Annotated in this window: 20 protein-coding genes, 1 pseudogene and 1 other annotated feature; of the genes and pseudogenes, 11 read left to right on the forward strand and 10 right to left on the reverse strand. The window is 58.0% G+C overall.

Annotation, left to right across the window (positions count from 1 at the left end; genetic code table 11):
- Positions 1–44 precede the first annotated feature (44 nt).
- From AC4ANE_RS20315 to AC4ANE_RS20325, 3 genes are read left to right on the forward strand one after another with little or no spacing between them, the layout of a single operon-like run.
- On the forward strand, positions 45–713 hold the full coding sequence (locus AC4ANE_RS20315) for an ABC transporter ATP-binding protein (protein WP_002552565.1): 669 nt from the start codon (positions 45–47) through the stop codon (positions 711–713).
- Positions 713–3193 (forward strand): ABC transporter permease, encoded by a 2481-nt coding sequence (locus AC4ANE_RS20320; protein ID WP_031597177.1) that lies wholly within the window; start codon positions 713–715, stop codon positions 3191–3193. Before AC4ANE_RS20315 ends, AC4ANE_RS20320 begins: the two co-directional genes overlap by 1 nt.
- A complete protein-coding gene (locus AC4ANE_RS20325) occupies positions 3183–4262 on the forward strand; it encodes a lipocalin-like domain-containing protein (RefSeq protein WP_002552563.1) in 1080 nt (359 codons plus the stop codon). The genes AC4ANE_RS20320 and AC4ANE_RS20325 overlap by 11 nt, the downstream gene beginning before the upstream one ends.
- A gap of 29 nt (positions 4263–4291) precedes the next feature.
- Here AC4ANE_RS20325 and AC4ANE_RS20330 read toward each other — a convergent pair whose 3' ends face one another.
- From AC4ANE_RS20330 to AC4ANE_RS20340, 3 genes are all read right to left on the reverse strand, one after another.
- Entirely contained in the window at positions 4292–5509 is a 1218-nt protein-coding gene (locus AC4ANE_RS20330) for a polysaccharide lyase family 8 super-sandwich domain-containing protein (protein ID WP_460408487.1), read from the reverse strand.
- A 79-nt stretch (positions 5510–5588) separates the two neighbouring features.
- Positions 5589–6811 (reverse strand): IS3-like element IS51 family transposase gene (locus tag AC4ANE_RS20335; protein WP_095178853.1). Its coding sequence is split into 2 segments (ribosomal slippage): positions 5589–6526 and positions 6526–6811, totalling 1224 coding nucleotides; the frame shifts between segments, so codons are not numbered across the junction.
- Positions 6417–6533 (reverse strand) — a sequence feature (AL1L pseudoknot). Its footprint overlaps the gene before it by 117 nt.
- 47 nt (positions 6812–6858) lie before the next feature.
- Positions 6859–7278, reverse strand: coding sequence for a hypothetical protein (locus AC4ANE_RS20340; RefSeq protein WP_460408489.1), 420 nt, complete (start codon positions 7276–7278; stop codon positions 6859–6861).
- A 236-nt stretch (positions 7279–7514) separates the two neighbouring features.
- Between AC4ANE_RS20340 and AC4ANE_RS20345 the strand changes: the two genes are divergently transcribed.
- From AC4ANE_RS20345 to AC4ANE_RS20360, 4 genes are all read left to right on the forward strand, one after another.
- Positions 7515–9287, forward strand: a complete 1773-nt coding sequence (locus tag AC4ANE_RS20345) for an N-acetylglutaminylglutamine amidotransferase (protein ID WP_031597946.1) — start codon at positions 7515–7517, stop codon at positions 9285–9287.
- 3 nt (positions 9288–9290) lie between these two features.
- Positions 9291–11039, forward strand: coding sequence for an N-acetylglutaminylglutamine synthetase (ngg, locus tag AC4ANE_RS20350; RefSeq protein WP_002552560.1), 1749 nt, complete (start codon positions 9291–9293; stop codon positions 11037–11039).
- A gap of 81 nt (positions 11040–11120) precedes the next feature.
- Complete coding sequence (locus AC4ANE_RS20355) at positions 11121–12317, forward strand: osmoprotectant NAGGN system M42 family peptidase (RefSeq protein ID WP_002552559.1); 1197 nt, start codon at positions 11121–11123, stop codon at positions 12315–12317.
- 67 nt (positions 12318–12384) lie between these two features.
- Entirely contained in the window at positions 12385–12612 is a 228-nt protein-coding gene (locus tag AC4ANE_RS20360; RefSeq protein ID WP_002552558.1) for a YheU family protein, read from the forward strand.
- 47 nt (positions 12613–12659) lie between these two features.
- On the opposite strand, the gene csrA is transcribed toward AC4ANE_RS20360, so the two are convergent.
- The 4 genes and pseudogenes from csrA to AC4ANE_RS20380 form a co-directional block, all read right to left on the reverse strand.
- Positions 12660–12854: a carbon storage regulator CsrA gene (gene csrA, locus AC4ANE_RS20365; protein ID WP_002552557.1), complete on the reverse strand. Its 195-nt coding sequence runs from the start codon at positions 12852–12854 to the stop codon at positions 12660–12662.
- Between the two features lie 169 nt (positions 12855–13023).
- A pseudogene (locus tag AC4ANE_RS20370) lies at positions 13024–13355 on the reverse strand (YnfA family protein).
- 218 nt (positions 13356–13573) lie between these two features.
- A complete protein-coding gene (locus AC4ANE_RS20375) occupies positions 13574–14389 on the reverse strand; it encodes an SDR family oxidoreductase (RefSeq protein ID WP_002552556.1) in 816 nt (271 codons plus the stop codon).
- 103 nt (positions 14390–14492) lie between these two features.
- Complete coding sequence (locus AC4ANE_RS20380) at positions 14493–14870, reverse strand: DUF2784 domain-containing protein (RefSeq protein WP_002552555.1); 378 nt, start codon at positions 14868–14870, stop codon at positions 14493–14495.
- 314 nt (positions 14871–15184) lie between these two features.
- Here AC4ANE_RS20380 and AC4ANE_RS20385 point away from each other — a divergent pair, with 314 nt between their 5' ends.
- On the forward strand, positions 15185–15343 hold the full coding sequence (locus AC4ANE_RS20385; RefSeq protein ID WP_002552554.1) for a DUF3309 family protein: 159 nt from the start codon (positions 15185–15187) through the stop codon (positions 15341–15343).
- Positions 15344–15448: 105 nt separating this feature from the next.
- Here AC4ANE_RS20385 and AC4ANE_RS20390 read toward each other — a convergent pair whose 3' ends face one another.
- The 3 genes from AC4ANE_RS20390 to AC4ANE_RS20400 all read right to left on the reverse strand — a co-directional run bounded on the left by AC4ANE_RS20390 (position 15449) and on the right by AC4ANE_RS20400 (position 18506).
- Positions 15449–17107, reverse strand: a complete 1659-nt coding sequence (locus tag AC4ANE_RS20390) for a cation acetate symporter (protein ID WP_031597943.1) — start codon at positions 17105–17107, stop codon at positions 15449–15451.
- A complete protein-coding gene (locus tag AC4ANE_RS20395; protein WP_002552552.1) occupies positions 17104–17415 on the reverse strand; it encodes a DUF485 domain-containing protein in 312 nt (103 codons plus the stop codon). The genes AC4ANE_RS20390 and AC4ANE_RS20395 overlap by 4 nt, the downstream gene beginning before the upstream one ends.
- A gap of 236 nt (positions 17416–17651) precedes the next feature.
- Complete coding sequence (locus AC4ANE_RS20400) at positions 17652–18506, reverse strand: glycine betaine ABC transporter substrate-binding protein (protein ID WP_002552551.1); 855 nt, start codon at positions 18504–18506, stop codon at positions 17652–17654.
- Positions 18507–19782: 1276 nt separating this feature from the next.
- On the opposite strand from AC4ANE_RS20400, the gene AC4ANE_RS20405 reads away from it, so the two are divergent.
- The 3 genes from AC4ANE_RS20405 (at position 19783) to AC4ANE_RS20415 (ending at position 22619) form a co-directional block, all read left to right on the forward strand.
- Complete coding sequence (locus tag AC4ANE_RS20405) at positions 19783–21081, forward strand: serine/threonine protein kinase (RefSeq protein WP_031598501.1); 1299 nt, start codon at positions 19783–19785, stop codon at positions 21079–21081.
- Positions 21074–21886: an MlaA family lipoprotein gene (locus AC4ANE_RS20410; RefSeq protein WP_005733992.1), complete on the forward strand. Its 813-nt coding sequence runs from the start codon at positions 21074–21076 to the stop codon at positions 21884–21886. The genes AC4ANE_RS20405 and AC4ANE_RS20410 overlap by 8 nt, the downstream gene beginning before the upstream one ends.
- A 142-nt stretch (positions 21887–22028) precedes the next feature.
- A complete protein-coding gene (locus tag AC4ANE_RS20415) occupies positions 22029–22619 on the forward strand; it encodes a DcrB/PsbP domain-containing protein (RefSeq protein ID WP_002552548.1) in 591 nt (196 codons plus the stop codon).
- Positions 22620–22639: the final 20 nt, after the last annotated feature.

Genomic DNA, 22639 nt, shown 5'->3' on the forward strand with positions numbered 1-22639 from the left:
TCAGGCGCTAATCTTTTAACTCAGTCAGAACCATTGAGCCGCTCATGCTGCAAGTGCGAAACGTATTCAAGCGCTACACCACGGCACAGGGGCCGCTGAATGTATTAAAGGGCGTGGACCTGCACCTGACACAGGGCGAAAGCCTGGCGTTGATGGGCGAATCCGGCAGTGGCAAAAGCACCTTGCTGCATCTGGTCGCGGGCCTTGATCAGGTCGATGACGGCAGCATCGAGGTTGCAGGCCAGCGTCTGGACCTGATGAACGAAAGCCAGCTGGCGAACTGGCGGCGGACTGAAATCGGTCTGGTGTTTCAGCAGTTCAACCTGATTGGCAGCCTGAAAATCGCTGACAATCTGGCGTTCCAGGCACGGCTGGCCGGGCGATTCGATGCGCTCTGGCAGGCGCGCCTGATCGAGCGTCTGGGTCTGGGCACGCTGCTGAATCGCTATCCCGAGCAACTGTCCGGCGGACAACAGCAGCGGGTAGCGATAGGTCGCGCCCTCGCTTCACGGCCCAGCCTGCTGCTGGCTGACGAGCCCACCGGCAATCTCGACGAGACCACCAGCGACGAAGTGCTGCAACTGCTGCTGGATGTGCTCGCCGACAGCCCCACTAGCCTGTTGATGGTCACCCACAGCCCGCGGGTCGCTGACCGACTGGCGCGCAAAGTGGTGCTGCATCTCGGTCGTCTGGCTGTCGAAGGCGAGCGCTGATGCGGGTTTTCTACTGGACGCTGCGCGCATTGCTGAGCCACTGGCGACGTCACCCCGTGCAGTTTTTCAGCGTGCTGACCGGCCTGTGGCTGGCCACCGCACTGCTGACCGGCGTGCAGGCGCTCAATAGTCAGGCACGGGAAAGCTACCAGCGCGCCAGCCAGCTGATTGGCGGCGAGCCGCAGACCCGTATCGCCGCCAGCAGCGGCGGGCTGTTCCCGCAGGCATTGTTTATCGGGTTGCGCCGCGAAGGCTGGCCCGTATCGCCCATGCTGCAAGGCCGTATCGTGCTTCAAGGGCGCGAAGACCGTCGCCTGCAACTGATGGGTATCGAGCCGGTGACTTTGCCGACCGGCTCGACACTGGCCGGGCAGACGCTGAACGCCGAACAGGTCGTGGACTTCCTCACGCCGCCGGGCATGACCTGGATTGCGCCGCAGACCCTGCAAGCGCTGGGGCTCGAAGAAGGCCAGCAACCGTTGACCGAAACCGGCGTTCCGCTGCCCCCCTTGCACGCTAAACTCGACATGGCGCCCGGCGTTTTGCTGACTGACATAGGCTTTGCGCAACCGTTATTGGGCCAGCCGGGGCAATTGTCCGGAATGCTGCTGGCCAAGGATTTTGCCCGGCAAAACCCTGCGCTACCGGCAGCCCTGAATGACCTGCTGGTGATCAAGAAAAGCGGCGAAGAAAACAATCTGGAGCGTCTCACCGAAAGCTTCCACCTCAATCTGAATGCGCTCGGGGTGCTGTCCTTCATCGTCGGCCTGTTCATTGTCCACGCGGCCATTGGCCTGGCCCTCGAACAGCGCCGTGGGCTGTTGCGTAACTTGCGTGCCTGTGGCGTCAGCGCACGCCTGTTGATAGCTGCGCTGGGCGTAGAGTTGGGCGCACTGGCTCTGTTGGGCGGTATTTTCGGCGTGGTCAGCGGCTATCTGTTGGCCAGCCTGTTATTGCCGGATGTCGCGGCCAGTCTGCGCGGCTTGTACGGCGCGGAAGTCGCCGGCCAGTTGAACCTCAGTCTGTGGTGGTGGCTGAGCGGTATCGGCCTGAGTCTGCTTGGCGCGTTGCTGGCCGGTGCCAATAGCCTGTTGCGGGCTGCGCGCCTGCCGTTGCTGGCACTGGCCGATGCCCAGGCATGGCAGCAAGCGCATGCGCGATGGTTGCAGCGCCAGGCGTGGGTGGCGGTGCTGGGCGCGTTGGTGGGCGTGAGCGCGCTGTTATTCGGCACCAGTCTGATGCTGGGGTTTGTGATGATGTCCGCCCTGCTGCTCAGTGCCGCGCTGGCCCTGCCGGTTTTGCTGGACACCATGCTTGGCGGTCTGTTGACGCGCAGCCGCTCGGTGCTCGGGCAGTGGTTTCTGGCGGATTGCCGTCAACAGTTGCCCGCCCTGAGTCTGGCGCTGATGGCCCTGCTGCTGGCGATGGCCGCGAACATCGGCGCAGGCAGCATGACGTCGGGTTTTCGTCAGACGTTCAACAGTTGGCTGGAGCAACGCCTGACCGCCGAACTGTATGTCAGCCCGCAGAATCCGGAGCAGGCCGAGCCGCTGAACACCTGGCTGAGCCAGCAACAGGATATCGGCGCCGTGCTGCCCAACTGGCAAGTGCCGGTGCAAGTTCAGGGCTGGCCTGCGGACCTGTTTGGCGTTATCGATCACGACACCTATCGCCAGCATTGGGCGTTGCTGGAATCCGTCGCCGGTGATCCGTGGAATCTGTTGCGCGATGAAGACACAGTCATGCTCAGCGAACAATTGGCCCGCCGCCTTCAACTGGGGCTGGAAGATACGCTGAGTATCCCGGTGCCCACTGGCAAGTGGACCCCACGCATCGTCGGGATCTATGCCGACTATGGCAACCCCAAGGGCCATCTGCTGGTCAACTCCCGGCACCTGCTCGCCCACTGGCCGCAATCGATGCCGGTGCGTTTCAACCTGAGGGTCGATCAGGCGACAATCCCGTCGCTGGTCACCCGGCTGCAAGCGCGTTTCAAGCTGGACGATAATCACATCATCGATCAGAGCCAGCTCGAGGGGTGGTCGAGCCAGGTCTTTGAACGTACGTTTGCCGCCACTGCCGCACTCAACAGCCTGACACTGGGCGTGGCTGGCGTGGCGCTGTTCATCAGCCTGCTGACCCAGAGCCAGAGCCGCCTCGGGCAGCTCGCCCCATTGTGGGCGCTGGGTGTCACGCGACGGCAACTGATGCTGCTCAACCTGGGACAGACCTGGCTGCTGGCGGTCCTGACACTGGTGCTCGCGCTACCACTGGGGCTGTTACTGGCCTGGTGCCTGGATGCGGTGATCAACGTTCGCGCCTTTGGCTGGCGCCTGCCGCTTCAGGTGTTCCCGCTGCAACTTATGCACTTGATGGCACTGGCGATGCTGGCGACTTTGCTGGCCTCGGCCTGGCCGCTGCTGAAGTTGTATCGCAGCCGTCCAGCGGATCTAATCAGGACATTCGCCAATGAACAGTAAATGGCTGATGCCGCTGGTCGTCGCAGCGCTGCTCACCGCCTGCGACGACAAACCGCAGCCTGAAAGCGGTTTCGCCGGTCTGGGCAATACGGCCGACAGCTATGCGCAGGTGACACCCGGCAAGGTCTTTTCATTCCCGCAGGACCACGGCCAGCACCCCGGCTTTCGTATCGAGTGGTGGTACATCACCGCCACCCTCAAGGACGACGCGGGCCAGCAGCTCGGCGTGCAGTGGACCTTGTTCCGCAATGCCCTGCGACCCGGCCAACAGACCGGCAGTGGCTGGAACGAAGGCACGATCTGGCTGGGCCATGCAGCAGCCACATCAAGCAGCGGCCATTACGTGGCAGAGCGTTATGCACGGGGTGGAGTCGGCCAGGCAAACGTGACGTCGGCGCCCTTCTCGGCGTGGATCGACGATTGGGCATTCACAAGCACTGCTCAAACCGGAGACCCGCTCGCATCGATGCAACTCAAGGCAAGCGGCAAGGATTTCCGCTACGACCTGCACCTGACCTCCAGTAAGCCGCTGGTGTTGCAGGGCGAACAAGGCTACAGCCAGAAATCGGAAGCGGGCCAGGCGTCGTACTACTACAGCCAGCCTTTCTTCGACGCCAAAGGCAGTGTGCTAATTGAAGGAAAAACCTATCAAGTCACCGGTAACGCCTGGCTGGACCGGGAGTGGAGCAGCCAGCCACTGACCGCCAACCAGAGCGGCTGGGACTGGTTCTCGCTGCAACTGGCAGGCGGCGACCGCTTGATGCTTTACCGCATCCGCCACAAGGACGGCACACCCTACCTGACCGGCAACTGGATCAGCGCCGATGGCACGACAAGTTTGCTGCACGCCAATGAAATCGGCCTTGAACCACTCACGGAGACCTCAATAGGCGAGCATCAGGTACCGACCCGTTGGGCAATCAAAATTCCCGGCAGGAACCTGAACATCACCACCGAAGCGCTGAATTCCAAGGCCTGGATGGGCACCAGTATTCCCTACTGGGAAGGCCCGGTGAGGTTCAGCGGTAGCCAGGAGGGAGTCGGGTATCTGGAGATGACGGGCTATTGATACCCGTCTCTTCTCCTTGCGGACATCAACTAATCAATCAAGAAGTTGACGGTTACAGAGCGCCCTCGTTCATCACCCTGCGGCAGGCGTACTACCAGCCTGACCAGTGGCGTGCCCCGCTCATCTGCCTTGATGACAAATGCCAAGTTTTCCAGGGTCTGCGTGGGGTCGGCGCAGGTCAATTTAACCTGCGCGTCCTGCTGTTCTGCAATATAAACGCACGGTTGTTCCGGATAGAAGCCATGGCCGGCTTCCTGCGCCCATCTGCGCGTTAACTCCGCATCGAAACAACTTACCATTACGGCCTCGCCATCGTACACGATGTGTTCATCAGCCATGCCGGCTTCGAATACGGTAGCTGTTGGCAGGAGCGCCCCGTCCAAGAGATCTTCTGAAGGACTGACGCTATAGCAGTAAGAGCCGTTCTCACCTTTTTGATGGTGGATACAAAGCGAAAAAACAGGCAGTGTCACCGTATAGGGGGAGCCGTTGATATTGATGTCAGACCAGGCACCGCTGCGGCTTTTCACCTCGATAGTCACGGTAGGGCGAGAGCGGAAATATGCCAGCGTATAGACGAAGCCATCATGGTAAACGGCCTGAATATTGTCAGCCGTCAGCGAGCCCTGCTCAAGTGTATGCTCTTGATTGTCGATCGTCAGGTACCTCACCGGACCACGTGCAATGCACTGATTGACACAGGTAACCACCGGAAACATGACAGAGCGAGTATCAATTCCGGTCCCCATGCAAGTCACACGATCATCGGTCGCCATGACCGTCTTATAGGCATGAGTCACGTTTTTTCTGGACAACTCCATGGACAGAAGGGTTCTCTTTCCATCACTCACGCCTCCTGCAAAGTCGTGAGATCCCCACATGTTTACCCCCCAGGCAGTATTGGGCCATTTGAAATTCGGAACTTGTTCGACGGTCGTACCCGGTAGACGTTGCCAGTCCCAGACCGGCTGGATGCCCTCATACTCTTTGCCATGATGAGTCAGAAAGCAGGTGCCCGCGCCCATGTAATAACCTTTCGGGTTCTCGCCGTTGCCACTTTCTCCACCCACTGTACGAGTGGAAATCGCCTTGGCCCACACACAGTAGTGAGAGCCGATATGGGCCAGATAGTCATTGACCCAAAAAAGACGTCCACCGCTGTAGTATTGGTTGTTTGATTCATCGCCAATTGTGCGTCGAATCAATTCATTGAGTGCTTCTTTGTTGGCAGTATCTGCAAAGGGCAACAGTACTTCAGCCCATTTCGCAATGTGAGCATTGGAAGGATGAACCGCCCCGGGTTTCTCGGAGACCCTTTTGTTTGAGTCATGCCACCTGGGCAGACTCGGTGAGTTGCTGATAATAGATTGCTTCTGCTTCGACCGGTGGAATATGACCGATTGGCTCCAGCAGGCGGCGGTGATTGAACCAGTCCACCCATTTCAGGGTTTCCAGCTCCACCGCCCCCCGTGTGGGCCAAGAGCGTCGATGAATCACTTCAGCCTTGTAAAGACCATTGATGGTCTCAGCCAAAGCATTGTCGTAAGAGTCACCGACACTCCCGACCGATGGCTCAATACCGGCTTCGACAAGACGCTCGGTATAGCGAATGGACACGTACTGCACGCCACGGTCACTGTGGTGAATGAGTCCACCCTGCTTGACTGGGCGACGGGCGTAAAGGGCTTGCTCCAGTGCATCGAGTACAAAATCGGTACGCGCTGAACTGGACACCTTCCAACCGACGATGAATCGGGCAAAGACATCAATGATGAAGGCCACGTAAACAAAACCCTGCCAGGTACTGACGTAGGTAAAGTCCGATACCCATAGGGCGTTCGGGCACTCAGCCACAAACTGACGGTTGACATGATCCTGCGGGCACGGCCTGGCTTGGTCGCTGACCGTCGTCTTGACGGGCTTGCCGCGTACCACGCCTTGCAGGCCCAGCTCTCCCATCAGACGTTGCACCGTACAGCGGGCGACTTGCAGTCCGTCACGCAGCAATTGTCGCCAGACCTTGCGCACGCCATATACCTGGAAGTGCTCATCCCAGACTCGCTGGATGTGCTCACCCAGTTCCTGGTCACGCTGCGCACGCGCTGACTGCTGGCTGGGGTCAGCCTGCTGAGCAGCGTACCGGTAGTACGTCGACGGGGCGATTGGCAACACCTTGCAAATCGGCTCGACCCCGTAAGACTGGCGGTTTTCATCAATAAACGTCTTCATCGTTTGAATGGGCGGTCGAGCTCCGCCTGGGCAAAATAGGCTGAGGCCTTACGCAAGATCTCGTTAGCTTGACGCAACTGACGGTTCTCACGCTCCAAGAGCTTGACTCGCTCACGTTCGACTGTGCTCAGCCCATCACGCTGGCCGCTGTTGCGCTCAGATTGGCGAACCCACAGCCGTAATGTCTCGGGCGTGCAGCCGATCTTGGGGGCAATGGCACTGATGGTGGCCCACTGCGACTCGTACTCAGGAAGGTGTTCGAAAACCATCCTGATGGCCCGCTCACGGACCTCTGGGGAATACTTCGGTAGTTTTTTCATCGCTCCATCCTCTCAAAGGTTGGAGTCTCCGAGAAACCCGGGGCGGTTCAGTCGCCTGTCGACTTGTTGAGAAGATTACACGTGATAGTTGTACCTTCAGGCAACGCGCCTACCGCGTTGACTGTATATAGATCCGACCACTGATTGAAACGGCATGCGGTGGTGAGCGCAACACGATCAGGCGCTGAATCTGTCCATATTTTATTCAAGTAACTGCTGTGCTCGGTCTTGAATGTCCCATCGGTCTGCCGGACGCCTGCACGTAGGTGCACGGCCGTAGCGTTGATGTGATCTGCGAAAGCTTTCGTCCACTCGTACTGCCCCACTGCAGGCGTCGGAGAGAACCGAACGGTTTCTACCGGTTCTCCCCTTGCGGTATTGATAAGAGTGATCTGTAGATTCTCCCCCGCGATCAGATCCCGCTCAGAGTTTATTTCCCTCATCGAAACCCAAGTGTTTGCGTCCATTGCACTATCCCGTCCTGGTAGCAGCAGGTGCTATTTGGCTGAATCATGCGCTGCCTGGGCATTGAACCATCACTAGCAATCTTGATAGGTCCAGTCGCACCCGCCGGGCTGCAGCAAGGGATATATCTCAAACGCTTATAACTTTTTGATCTAAAACTACCATGCCCGCACTGGGTCAGTTTCTGGGTGACTGCACTTTCTCAGTCACCTCCCCAACGGAAACCCGGTAAGGACTTATGTGCGGATTAGCAGGTGAATTACGTTTCGACCATCAACCAGCGGACCTGGCCGCTGTTGAGCGCATTACCCATGAGCTGGCGCCTCGCGGCCCGGATGCGTGGGGGTTTCACAGCCAGGGGCCGGTTGCCCTTGGTCATCGCCGTCTGAAAATCATGGACCTGTCGGATGGCTCGGCGCAGCCGATGATCGACAGTCACCTGGGCCTGTCCATGGCCTTCAACGGTGCGATTTATAACTTCCCGGAATTGCGTGCCGAGTTGGAAAGCCTTGGCTATCAGTTCCATTCCGGTGGCGACACCGAGGTGTTGCTCAAGGGCTATCACGCTTGGGGCGCAGACATGCTGCCCAAGCTCAATGGTATGTTCGCCTTCGCCATCTGGGAGCGTGACAGCAAGCAGCTGTTCATCGCCCGTGACCGCCTCGGCGTAAAGCCGTTGTACCTGTCGAAAACCGACAAGCGCCTGCGCTTCGCGTCTTCGCTGCCTGCCCTGCTCAAGGGTGGTGATATCAGCGGAATGCTTGATCCGGTGGCGCTCAACCATTACCTCAACTTCCACGCTGTGGTGCCTGCCCCGCGCACGCTGCTGGCGGGCGTCGAGAAGTTGCCGCCAGCCAGCTGGATGCGCATCGACGCCAGCGGCAAGGTCGAGCAGAAAGTCTGGTGGACCCTGCCTTACGGTCCTCATGAAGACGAGAAAAACCTCACGCTCGAAGACTGGCGCGACCGCGTATTGGACAGCACCCGTGAAGCAGTGGCGATTCGTCAGCGTGCCGCGGTAGACGTCGGCGTGCTGCTTTCCGGCGGTGTCGACTCCAGCATGCTGGTCGGCCTGTTGCGTGAAGTGGGGGTAGAAGACCTGTCGACCTTCTCTATCGGCTTTCAGGATGCCGGTGGCGAGCGTGGCGACGAATTTCAGTATTCCGACTTGATCGCCAAGCATTACGGCACACGCCACCACCAGTTGCGTATTCAGGAAAGCGAGATCATCGAACAGCTGCCTGCGGCGTTCCGCGCCATGAGCGAGCCGATGGTCAGCCACGATTGCATCGCCTTCTACCTGCTGTCGCGTGAAGTGTCCAAGCATTGCAAGGTGGTACAGAGCGGCCAGGGCGCTGACGAACTGTTTGCCGGTTACCACTGGTACCCACAAGTAGACGGCGCGAGCGACCCGGTTGCGGCCTACCGCGATGCGTTTGTCGACCGCAGCTATGCGGAATATGCCGAGACGGTGCAGCCGAAGTGGCGCACAGCCAACGACGCAGCCGGTGATTTCGTTCGCGATCATTTCGCCCAGCACGGCGCCAGCGCCGCGGTCGACAAGGCGTTGCGCCTAGACAGTACGGTGATGCTGGTCGATGACCCGGTCAAACGAGTCGACAACATGACCATGGCCTGGGGCCTGGAAGCGCGTACACCGTTCCTTGACTACCGTCTGGTTGAGCTGTCTGCGCGTATTCCGGGCAAGTTCAAATTGCCTGATGGCGGCAAGCAAGTGTTGAAAGAAGCGGCGCGTCTGGTCATTCCTTCGGAAGTGATCGACCGCAAGAAGGGCTACTTCCCGGTTCCCGGCCTCAAGCACTTGCAGGGCGACACCCTCAACTGGGTGCGTGAACTGTTGACCGACTCCAGTCAGGACCGCGGCCTGTTCAATCCGGCCATGGTCGATAAGTTGCTGACCAACCCAGAGGGCCAGCTCACGCCATTGCGCGGCTCCAAGCTGTGGCAACTGGCAGCGCTGAACCTGTGGCTCAGCGAACAAGGACTGTGATTGATGAAACAGAACGCGACGACTTATAGCCAGCGCTTGTTGCGTGGCCAGTCGCCCTCGTACGAACGTCTGCAAGCGCGTCTTGCCGAAGATGGCAGCCAGATAGACGCAGAGCCTTTGGCGCTGCATTGTGGCTGGGGTCGCTTGCTGATCGGTCACACTTACCCTGATCCGGCAGCACTGGCCCAGGACCTGCTCAACGAAAAGCCCGGCGAGCGTGACATTGCCTTGTATGTGGCGGCGCCGCAGCAGGTATTGGCGCAATCGCCGCAGCAGTTGTTTCTCGACCCGTCGGACACGCTTCGTCTGTGGTTCAGCGACTACCGACCGGCGCACCGGGTGTTTCGCGGGTATCGCATCCGCCGGGCGCATAACGAAGCGGACTGGCAAGCCATCAATAACCTGTATCTGGCACGCGGCATGTTGCCCATCGACCCGGCCCTGCTCACGCCGCGTCATGAAGGTGGCCCGGTATATTGGGTGGCCGAAGATGAGGGCAGCAACACGATCATCGGCAGCGTCATGGGCCTTGATCATCAGAAAGCCTTCAATGATCCGGAAAAAGGCAGCAGCCTCTGGTGCCTGGCGGTTGACCCGCAATGCACACGTCCCGGCGTGGGTGAAGTGCTGGTGCGGCATTTGATCGAGCACTTCATGAGCCGCGGTCTGAGCTACCTTGATCTGTCGGTGTTGCATGACAACGATCAGGCCAAGGCGCTGTACGCCAAGCTGAATTTCCGTAACCTGCCGACCTTCGCCATCAAGCGCAAGAACGGCATCAACGAGTCGTTGTTCCTCGGCCCAGGTCCGCAGGCGGATTTCAATCCATATGCGCGAATCATCGTCGAGGAAGCCCATCGTCGTGGCATTGACGTACAGGTGGATGACGCGGATGCCGGCCTGTTTACCCTCAGCTATGGTGGTCGGCGGATCCGCTGCCGCGAGTCGTTGAGCGATCTGACCAGCGCGGTGAGCATGACCCTGTGTCAGGACAAAAGCCTGACCCATCGAGCGTTGAAGGCTGCAGGCCTGCGCTTGCCCGCACAGCAGCGGGCAGGCAGTGCAGACGACAACCTTGCGTTTCTTGAAGAGCACGGGCAAATCGTGGTCAAGCCGCTGGATGGCGAGCAAGGCCAGGGTGTCGCCGTCGATCTGCGGACCATCGAAGACGTTCAGAGCGCTATCGAACAGGCCCGTCGGTTCGACACGCGCGTCATTCTGGAAAGCTTTCATGAAGGCCTCGACCTGCGCATCGTGGTGATCGGCTTTCAGGTGGTGGCTGCAGCGATCCGTCGTCCGGCTGAGGTCATTGGTGATGGACGCCATACCATCAAACAGTTGATCGAGGCCCAGAGCCGTCGCCGTGCCGCCGCGACTGATGGCGAAAGCCGTATTCCGATGGACCAGGAGACCGAGCGCACAGTGCGCGAGGCCGGTTTTGAGTATGCCGATATCCTGCCGATGGATCAGCGTCTGGCCGTGCGCCGCGCTGCAAACTTGCACACCGGTGGCTGCCTTGAAGATGTCACGGCCATTCTGCACCCGGTGCTCAGCGATGCAGCAGTACGTGCAGCCCGGGCTCTGGACATCCCGGTCGTCGGCCTGGACCTGATGGTGCCGGCCGCCGATCAGCCCGAGTACGTGTTCATCGAAGCCAATGAACGCGTGGGCCTTGCCAACCATGAACCACAACCCACCGCCGAACGTTTCGTCGATCTGTTGTTTCCGCACAGCCTGCCTGTGCATATCTGATCGCAGTTGCGGACACAGGCTGCAAAAGGGCTATCAGCCCTTGCGGCCTTGTGGCTTGCAACTGTTCCATAAGGAGCATCCATGACCCCTGCAAATATCCCCGATCCGGATCTGAAATACCTGCAGAAAGTTTTGTTGGAAATGCTCGCGATTCCAAGCCCGACCGGTTTTACCGACACTATCGTGCGTTACGTGGCCGAGCGTCTTGAAGAACTGGGCATCCCGTTCGAACTGACCCGCCGCGGCACGATCCGCGCCACCCTCAAGGGCAAGCAGAATAGCCCTGACCGTGCGGTATCGGCGCACCTGGACACCATCGGTGCCAGCGTTCGGGAAGTCAAAGACAACGGCCGCCTGGCACTGGCGGCAGTCGGTTGCTGGTCAAGCCGGTTTGCCGAGGGCAGCCGTGTCAGTGTATTCACCGACACGGGCGTGATTCGTGGCAGCGTTCTGCCGTTGATGGCGTCCGGTCATGCGTTCAATACCGCCGTCGACGAGATGCCGATCAGTTGGGACCACGTCGAGCTGCGTCTGGATGCCTATTGCACCACACGTGCCGACTGCGAATCGCTGGGCATCGGTATCGGCGACTTTGTGGCGTTCGACCCGCTGCCGGAGTTCACCGAGAGCGGTCACATCAGTGCACGCCATCTGGATGACAAGGCCGGTGTCGCGGCGCTGCTTGCGGCGCTGAAATCCATTGTCGACAGCGGTGCAGAGCCGTTGATCGATTGCCACCCGCTGTTCACCATCACCGAAGAAACCGGTACGGGCGCAGCGGGCGTACTGCCTTGGGACGTGAGCGAGTTCGTCGGTATCGACATCGCGCCGGTTGCACCGGGCCAGCACTCCAGCGAGCACGCGGTGAGCGTGGCGATGCAGGACTCGGGCGGTCCGTACGACTACCATCTGTCCCGCCACTTGCTGCGTCTGGGCGTAGAGAACGAACTGCCGGTACGCCGTGACCTGTTTCGCTATTACTACAGCGATGCGCATTCGGCAGTGACGTCAGGGCACGACATACGCACGGCCCTGCTGGCCTTCGGCTGCGACGCGACTCACGGTTATGAGCGCACGCACATCGATAGCCTGGCAGCGCTGAGCAAACTGCTGGGTGCTTACATATTGAGCCCACCTGTGTTCGCCAGCGATGCCAAACCGGCCCAGAGTTCACTGGAGCGGTTCAGCCATCAGATCGAACATGATGCGCAGATGGAATCCGACACCCGTGTGCCACCGGTCGACAGCCTGATCGGGCAGAATCGCGAGGAAAGTTGAGGGCCTGTGAATTGCGGTGCCTGGCACCGCAGTTCTATCATCGCTGCTCATCGACACGAGAACCGCCATGCTGATCCCCTACGACCAACTGGAACCCGACACCCTCACCCGCCTGATCGAGGATTTCGTCACCCGTGAGGGCACCGATAATGGCGACGAAACACCTCTGCAAACCCGCGTGCTGCGTGTGCGACATGCGCTGACCAAAGGCCAGGCGGTGATCTTTTTCGATCTTGAGAGTCAGCAATGTCAGTTGATGCTCAAGCACGATGTGCCCAAGGAGTTTTTTCAATAACCTTGGGCGGGCCTGAATCGGTTTTTCAATGAGGCGAACAACGTCGCCTATTGAAGCGGCGTTGTCGCTTGTTGCGAAAGTTTGTTGGCGATGCGCTTGTAGACCTCGGCTCGGTGAACCTTGATGTCTTTCGGGGCATTGATCCCGAGCCTCACCTGATTGCCGTTGATACCCAGAATCTGCACGGTGATGTCATCACCGATTGAAAACGTTTCACCAATTTCCCGCGTCAGTACCAGCATTTTTCCCACCCTTCTCGTTGCGCAAAAAGGCAGGGTGCATCGCGAAACCGAGCGCTTCAATGCGCTGATGGCAAATCAGTAACGCCCTTCAAACGCATCGGAAAAGACTGAAGGAAGGGTCTTACTTTCTAGCTAAATCTGTAGGAAATATCGCTGGCAGCCGCAGTTTTCATGCAGCAGACCAGCGCGGCCCCAGCAGGATGATGGTGGCGCCGATCACGCAGAAAGCCAGCCCCAGCCAGTCCGTACCCAGCGGCCTGACCCGCTCGACCAGCCCCAGCCGGCAATCGACGCGACGATGTAAATCCCGCCATACGCCGCATAGGCTCGCCCTGCATAGGCCGCTTCCACACGTGTCAGCAACAGCGCGAACAGTGTCAGGCTGATGAGTGCCGGAATGACCCACAGCGCGCTTTTGCCTTGGCGCAGCCATAGCCAGAAGGCATAGCAGCCGAATATCTCGAACAGGGCTGCGAGAAAGAACCACAGGTAATTGAGCACGATGGACTCGCTGAAAGGGGCTTAAAAGAGGGGCGTAACCCTATCAGAAAACAGCGCGGTCATGACCCTGATGACCTTGAACACGTCGCTCAAGAGGACGCAGAGCATCCGGAACGGCATGCGACGCGGAGCGTCGCACGATAGTCAACGTACGCAACGGCATTCCGGCCCGAAACGTCGCACGATAGTGAGATGCTCGCGTCCGCTTTTGAGCTGTGTCAGGCATGCCCTTTCTGCGCCTTGGCGCGCATCTTTGCGCACATGATGGTCATTTCGTCATACATCGCCTGTGGCTGGTTGCGCTTCAGGTCCCAGGCCATTCGGCCTTCCTCGTGGGGCAGGATCATGAACTCGCCTGCGGCTACTTGCCTGAAGATGTAGTCGGCAATATCTGCGGCAGTGATCGGTGACTTCTCCAGCAGTCTGCCGATCTGCGCTTTCATGGCAGGCGTCGGGCCTCGAAACGAATCCAGCAAGTTGGTCTGAAAGAACGACGGACAAACCACATGCACGGCGACGCCCTGATCATGCACTTCAACCAGCAGGCTTTCGGAAAGTGCCACAACCCCTGCCTTGGCGACGTTGTAATTGCTCATCGCCGGGGCCTGCATCAACGCGGCCATCGACGCAATGTTGATGATTTTGCCTTTGCTGGCCTGCAACATAGGCAAAAACGCCTTGCAGCCTTTGACGACCCCCATCAGGTTGATCGCGATCTGCCAGTCCCAGTCTTCCAGCGACAGCTCGTTGAAGAAGCCACCCGATGCCACGCCCGCGTTGTTGACGATGATGTCGATGCCGCCCAGTCGCTCTTCACATGCCTGAGCAAACGCCGTGAGCTGACTGTAATCGCGAACATCGCAACGCTGAACGAACCCGTCACCACCCGCCTCGCGCACCAGCGTCAGGGTCTCCTGCAGACCGGCATCGTTGATGTCCGACAGCGCCAGCCGCCAGCCTTCGCGCGCCCAGCGCAGTGCAATTTCACGACCCAGACCTGAGCCGGCGCCAGTAATCATGATGCGGTTTTGCATAGCCGAGTGCCTTGTGATGTGCAGGAGTTGCCTGAGTGTAATCACAGCCGGGGCCCTACAATCCCACCATCAAGGCGCTGAATGCCTGGAGCAAACCCGAAGCTCATGAATGCCGCACGCGTGATACGAAACGCATCAATAACAGGCCGTACACCGACACATTGACCAACAGCACAATGCCCCCCAGCCACAGCTGTATGCCCGGCGTAAGCCCGACAGGGTAGATCAGCGGAATCAGATAATGCTCGACGAAGCCGCCGTCATATCCTTGCTCACCGGCTGTGCGGCGCAGTGTGTTTTCCAGCGGTGTCAGTGGGCAGTACAGATGCAGAAACTCAACCGCAGCCCCCCACGCAACTGCCGGAACGTGTAGTAATGCCAGCCACGGCCTGCTCACTACCAGCAGACCGCCGAACAGCACGAATACGATGAACAGTAGATGAAACGCGACCACGGCATCTGCCGCCACTCGATAAAACATCTGCGCGCCCCCTGCTGGATTTCAATCAGGTCATCTGTGCAAATCAGCGGAGAATTTTCACGTCATTTAGTTCAATGATTTTTAAGATCATTTCAGGCACTTTCCATCAACTAGACCCGAATTATTGTCGGACAAAAACACATCAAGTCCATGATTTTAATGATTTTTTAGATATGTAAGAAATTATTAAAAATAGATGAAACCTTTCCCGAGTGGCCGTAGTCCGATGAGTCAAGCAGGCAAATTCAGTGCCGTTGGGTATGAAATTCTGTACTGCATCTGTTAACTAACTTAAATGAAAGAGGGAACTCATCATGGGCATCGGCACTATTCTTATCATCGTTCTGATTCTGTTGCTGGTTGGCGGTCTGCCGGTATTCCCGCACTCGCGCAGCTGGGGCTACGGTCCGTCGGGCATCATCGGTACTATCCTGGTGATCCTGCTGATTCTGGTATTGCTCGGCAAGATATAACCTGTTGCTTCAAGCAACAGGCAAAAGCCCCGCCTCTCCAGGCGGGGCTTTTTTATGGCCCATGAAAAAGCAGCCCGAAGGCTGCTTCATTTACTGCTTCAGCACTTAGTGCGAAACCGCACCGCTGGCACCCAGGCCTGTTTGTGACCGGACGAATTGCGGGTAGAACAAGGCGCGCTCGCCCTCTGCCGCTTTCGACTTGTCGGTGATGGAGAAGAACCAGATACCTACGAAGGCGATGGCGATAGAAAACAGCGCCGGGTATTCGTAAGGGAAAATGGCTTTCTCGTGATGCAGTATCTGCACCCAGATGGTTGGCCCCAGGATCATCAGCACCACGGCGCTGATCAGGCCCATCCAGCCACCAATCATGGCGCCACGGGTGGTCAGGTTTTTCCAGTACATGGAAAGCAGCAGGATCGGGAAGTTGCAGCTTGCAGCGACCGAGAACGCCAGACCCACCATGAACGCGATGTTCTGACTTTCGAAGGCAATACCCAGAAGGATCGCCACGACTGCCAGCGCAATGGTGGTGATTTTCGAGATACGGATCTCGTCTTTCTCGTTGGCCTTGCCCGCTTTGATCACGCTGGCATACAGGTCATGGGAGACCGCCGAAGCACCTGCCAGGGTCAGACCGGCAACCACTGCCAGAATGGTGGCGAAGGCGACTGCCGAGATGAAGCCCAGGAACAGGCTGCCACCGACAGCATCGGCCAGGTGAACCGCTGCCATGTTGTTACCGCCCAGCAAAACACCCGCTGCATCCTTGAACGCCGGGTTGGTGCTGACCAGCAGGATCGCGCCAAAACCGATGATAAAGGTCAGGATGTAGAAGTAGCCGATGAAGCCGGTTGCGTACAGCACGGACTTGCGGGCTTCCTTGGCATCGCTCACGGTGAAGAAGCGCATCAGAATGTGCGGTAGGCCAGCAGTACCGAACATCAGCGCCAGACCCAGCGAGAACGCTGAAATCGGGTCTTTCACCAGACCGCCAGGGCTCATGATCGCTTCACCTTTAGGGTGAACCTTGATCGCCTCGGAGAACAGCATGTTGAAGTCGAAGTTAACGTGTTTCATAACCATCAGGGCCATGAACGACGCACCGGACAGCAACATGACCGCCTTGATGATCTGCACCCAGGTAGTGGCCAGCATGCCGCCGAACAATACGTAAAGGCACATCAGGATGCCGACCAGTACCACCGCAACCATGTAGTCCAGACCGAACAGCAGCTGGATCAGCTTGCCGGCACCGACCATTTGCGCAATCAGGTAGAACGCCACTACCACCAGCGAGCCGCAGGCGGACAAGGTGCGAATTTCCTTTTGCTTGAGGCGATACGACGCAACGTCGGCAAATGTGTATTTACCCAGGTTACGCAAGCGTTCGGCGATCAGGAACAGAATGATCGGCCAGCCCACCAGAAAGCCGATCGAGTAGATCAGGCCGTCGTAGCCGGAGGTGTAGACCAGTGCGGAAATACCCAGAAAGGACGCTGCCGACATGTAATCACCGGCAATTGCCAGACCGTTCTGGAAACCGGTGATCTTGCCGCCTGCCGAGTAGTAGTCCGACGCGGTCTTGTTCTTTTTCGACGCCCAGTAGGTGATGTACAGCGTGAAGGCGACGAATACCACGAACATGACAATCGCGGCGATGTTAAGGGGTTGCTTCTGCACGGCGCCCGTCAATGCGTCTGCCGCCCAGAGAGTCGGCGCGAATGTGGCCAGGCCAAGTGCTGCTGATAGGCGCCGGATCATTGCTGAGCCTCCTTCAGGATGGCGTTGTTCAAATCATCGAATTCACCATTGGCACGGCGAACATAGATGGCGGTCAGCACAAACGCGGAGAGGATCAGCCCTACGCCTATCGGCATTCCCCAGGTAATGGTTGAAGTCGGGCTCAACTTGGCCCCCAGAATATGGGGTCCGTACGCAATCAAAAGAATAAAGGCCGCATACAGGCCAAGCATGATCGCCGAGAGAATCCAGGCGAACCGCTCTCTTTTGGATACCAGCTCCTTGAAACGCGGGCTGTTTTGAATCGAGAGGTAAATGCTGTCGTTCATTGTTTTTGTCCTCGCAGCACAGATGAGATGTCACGTAACGCACTTTAGTCGGGTCCGGCGCGCACTCCAGACGACCTTAGTATTAGAACGACACTAGCCGCAGATGAACCTCTTTGCACGGCACAGGTCCGCCACAAGTCAGCCTGTGCAGAAAATACCGTAATCCAGAAAAGGCAAAGGCCGTCTGGCGATGGCACCAGACGGCCTTGAAACGGCTTTTGCAGAGGGCTGCAGAACTATTTAGCGGTCCATGCGGCGACCCGATCCGGGTGCTTGGCTACCCAGTCCTTGGCAGCGGCTTCAGGTTTGGCACCGTCCTGAATCGCCAGCATCACTTCACCGATTTCATCCTTGGATGCCCACTGGAATTTTTTCAGAAAGGCCACGACCTCGGGGGCTTTTTTCTCCAGGCCAAGGCTGGCGACGTTGTCGACGGTTTCAGCTGCACCGTAAACGCCTTTAGGGTCTTCCAGGAAACGCAGTTTCCACTTGGCGAACATCCAGTGCGGCACCCAGCCGGTGACGACGATGGCTTTCTGCGCTTTCTCCGCACGAGTCAGTTCGGCAATCATGCCTGCGCCGGAACTCGCCTGCAGTTTGTAACCGTCCAGACCGTAATCCTTGATGGCCTGATCTGTCTTGAGCATAACCCCTGAACCGGCATCGATCCCCGTGATCTTCTTGTTGAAGGAAGCATCGGTCTTGAGGTCTTCGATGGTTTTGGCTTTCACGTATTCAGGCACGATCAGGCCGATCTTGGCGTCCTTGAAGTTGGGCCCGTAGTTGACGACCTGATCCTTGTACTTGGTGTAGTACTCGCCGTGAGTGCCCGGAAGCCAGGCAGACAACATCAGGTCGAGCTTGTCGGTGGCCACGGCCTGCCACATGATCCCGGCCGCGACCGATTGCAGTTTGACGTCGTAGCCAAGCTTCTGCTTGATCACTTCGGAAGCCACGAAGGTGGTGGCGACGCTGTCGGACCAGCCTTCCACATAGCCGATGGTCAGGGTCTTGGTTTCAGCAATCGCCAGCGTGGAGCTGACAGCAAGCACCAGAGCGGCACCCGCCCCCAGTATTTTTCGCATCATCATTGTCGCTTCCCCGGAAGTCTGCACCGACGGTTGTCGGGCTTCGTCAACGTTGTTTTCAAGCGCACACCCACGCTTGGCTCTCATCGTCATACACACGTTGCTTGTGATGCTGGCTGAAGGCCGTGGGAGCGAACTTGTTCGCGAAGGCTGTATCTCAGACGATGCATATTCAGAGATTGTACCGGCCCTTTCGCGAACAAGTTCGCTCCCACGCCCTGCGGGCAGAAGCTTGAAAGCATCACTTCCCGGGCTCTCCGGGGCTGATGTATAACGCTGAGCGTCCAGTTTCGGGGCACGCTGCGCTCTGATCGCCGCCACGCGCAGTGACACGCAGCAAATTGCCACCGTCATCATCAACCTGCCGGGCAAGCAGACATGCTCTGGCTACGACACTCGGGCAACGGGAAACGACAACATGCAGTCATCAGCGACAAGCGCTGCTGAAAAACGTCTCAGCCTGCTCGTTTTATAAAACGAAACAGGATGTGTTACCGCCGACTCACATCCACCGGCCCGAACGGGTAACACGGGAACAGTTTTTCCAGCGCAGCCCACTCACCTCTTCCCGCAGAACAGCTAAATCTTTGTTTTAAAAGCACTTTGAAAAGTTGGCACAGCTTCTGCTATCTCTCTTGTACAACAAAAACAAGAAACGAAGCGGCAAACCAATAAAAACAAGACGTAACGGCTCTGACATAACAAGAACAAAACGGACAGAGGCGCAGCTAACAGATTTTTTTGGAGTGGATCAGCTTTACAGGGACCTTTCGGTGAAAGGCCTCGCGACCGGACAGAGAACAATAAAACTACCTTCAGGTAGCTCCCGAACCGGTGGGATCACGATGTTGTGCAGACAGGTGATTAAAGCGAGTCAGCGCTCAAAAAAATACGTTTGCTCTTGACCCCGAATGGGGGTCGCCCAACAACGCTGTAAAGGGACTGGCCGCCAACAACAATAACAGGCCGCCCTACAACAATAAAAAGAGCAGGTAAAACACATTGGAGGAGAGCTACGGCTCTCCTTTGTGTTTTTCGTCCCCAGGAAGCTGCAGCGTAGCGGCATGTAGCGGCAGTCAGTCCCCCGCCTGTATGGTCAAACCGAGCCAATCTACGTCGCCTGCGAAAAATAAACCGCATAACTGCATTGCAAAATCCAAAGAACGTGTATTGTTCCGTCATAATTTACACGGTTAACCGGTGGATGCGGCACTTTGGCACTACACCTTGGTCATAGCCTGCGTATCTCATCAGCACTTCTTTCCCAAGGGATTTAGTCATGCTCCGTTTTCTGCGCTTCGCTACCGTTATAGGTGGCTTGTGTTTAAGTGCGTCCGCTCTGGCAACCACCGTCGACTCTGCCATCTATGGCTACCCGCTGACTAATCCGTTTGAAGCGACCATTGCGACCACACCGCCTGATCTGCGCCCCGATCTGCCTGACGATGAAGACATCGATCAGGACGTCTACACCCTGAACCTGCATCCCGAGCGCGAGTTCACCCTGCCGGACAACTTCTGGGCGGTAAAAAAGCTGCACTATCGCCTGGCGAAGCAGGACCATGCCGCCCCGCTGATCTTCCTGATTGCCGGCACAGGCGCGCCGTATAACAGCACCATCAATGAATTCCTGAAAAAACTCTATTACGGCGCGGGCTACCACGTGGTGCAGCTGTCTTCGCCCACCAGCTATGACTTCATGAGCTCGGCCTCGCGCTTCGCCACTCCTGGCGTCTCCACCGACGACGCAGAAGACATTTATCGCGTCATGCAGGCCATTCGTGCCCAGCAGGCGCAACTGCCGGTGACCGACTATTACCTGACCGGTTACAGCCTCGGCGCACTGAATGCCGCCTTCGTCAGCAAACTGGATGAAACCCGCCGCAGCTTCAACTTCAAGAAAGTGCTGCTGCTCAACCCGCCGGTCAACCTTTACACCTCGATCAGCAACCTCGACAAACTGGTGCAGACCAACGTCAAGGGCATCAACAACACCACCACGTTCTACGAGCTGGTGCTGGCCAAGCTGACCCGTTACTTCCGGCAAAAGGGTTACATCGACCTCAACGATGCACTGCTGTTCGACTTTCAGCAGTCCAAGCAGCACCTGACCAATGAGCAGATGGCGATGCTGATCGGTACCTCGTTCCGCTTCTCGTCGGCCGACATCGCGTTCACCTCGGACCTGATCAACCGCCGCGGCCTGATCACGCCACCAAAATTCCCTATCTCTGAAGGCACCAGCCTGACGCCGTTCCTCAAGCGTGCCCTGCAATGCGACTTCGATTGCTACCTGACCGAACAGGTCATTCCGATGTGGCGCGCCCGCACTGACGGCGGTAGCCTGCTGCAACTGGTCGACCAGGTCAGTCTTTACGCACTCAAGGATTACCTGCACAGCAACACCAAGATTGCCGTCATGCACAACGCTGACGATGTGATTCTGGGCTCGGGTGATCTGGGCTTCCTGCGCAAGACCTTCGGGGATCGTCTGACCGTTTATCCGTACGGCGGGCATTGCGGCAACCTTAATTACCGCGTCAACACCGACGCCATGCTGGAGTTTTTCCGTGGCTAAACGTCTTTTACTTCTTGCCGCTCTGCTCTGTGCCGGCACAGTCCAGGCCGCTGACGCGGATACCAGCAACAAGGCTCAACACCCGGCTACTGTGGCCCGTCAGACCGATGCTGACGGTTTCACCCAGCCGCTGAAGTCGCTGCAATTCAACCCGGGGCTGGATCAGCGTGAATTCGAGCGCGCCTCCATTAACGCGCTGGAAGTCTACGACCCGCTGGAATCCTGGAACCGTCGGGTGTACCACTTCAACTACCGCTTTGATGAATGGGTGTTCCTGCCGGTCGTGGACGGCTATCGCTACATCACACCCGGCTTCGTGCGCAGCGGCGTGAGCAACTTTTTCAGCAACCTGGGCGACGTCTCCAACCTGCTGAACAGCCTGCTGCAGTTCAAGGGTGAGCGTTCGCTGGACACAACCGGTCGTCTGCTGCTCAACACCACCATCGGCATCGCCGGTCTTTGGGACCCGGCGACCATGATGGGCCTGCCGCGCCAGAGCGAAGACTTCGGCCAGACGCTGGGCTTTTATGGTGTTCCTGCCGGCCCTTATCTGGTGTTGCCATTGTTCGGTCCATCGAACCTGCGTGACACGGGCGGTATGCTGTTTGACTACACGGCTGAAAACCAGATCAACTTCCTGAACGTTGCCGAAGTCAGCGACGACCATCCGGAAATCACCGTGCTGCGTGCGATTGATCGCCGGTATGTCACCAGCTTCCGTTATGGCCAGCTGAACTCGCCATTCGAGTACGAGAAAGTGCGTTACGTCTATACCGAGTCGCGCAAACTGCAGATCGCCGAGTAAGCGAAACGCAATAAAGGACGGCCAGCCGGAGTGATCCTGCTGGCCGTTTTTTTATGGGCACTTTTACCTGCCGGGCCACTCACATTCCTCGGGCACACAGGCCTCGATACATCTCCATTTAACAGACAAAAAAGGAATTTCCATGCGGTCTTTCGGTTTCAAGGCAATCGTTGTGTGTGTCGCACTGGCAGCCTGCCAGAGCATGGTCAGCGTTCAGGCCGCGACCAAGCCCCAGGCCGCCGCGCCTGCTGCCGCTGCGGTACAAAAGGCTTCGCTGCTGGGTGGCAAACTGGCGTTTACCATTCCTGCGGGCTACGTGCAGGGCGAGATGCCCGAGATTGACGCGAAGGCCAAGGCTCAGGGGGTGACGGGTGCGCTCTACACCAATGCCGCTGAAAAGCGCGTGCTAATCGTTACCGAGACGCCTATGCCAATGGGCGTGCAGGCCAGCGACAACGACGGCGTAGTGCTTGATGGCCTGGTCACCGGGATACTTGCCCAGCAGAGTACCGGCTACAAAGACTTCAAAAAGCTGGGTGACAAGAAGATCGTCAAGAAGAACGGTCTGGGTGTACGGCAGCTGGATACCTCCGCGACCATGAGCGACGCCCAGGTTCTGAGCACATCGATCATTGCCGCTTCGGGTGCCCGCGCAGCCGTGCTCAACGTGGTCTCCAACGCGAAAAACCCGAAGGAACACGCAGCGCTGGTGAAGGCCGTCATAGGCGAATGATTCGAGCATCGGGTGGCTCT

The organism is Pseudomonas sp. Pme6b (assembly GCF_058129925.1).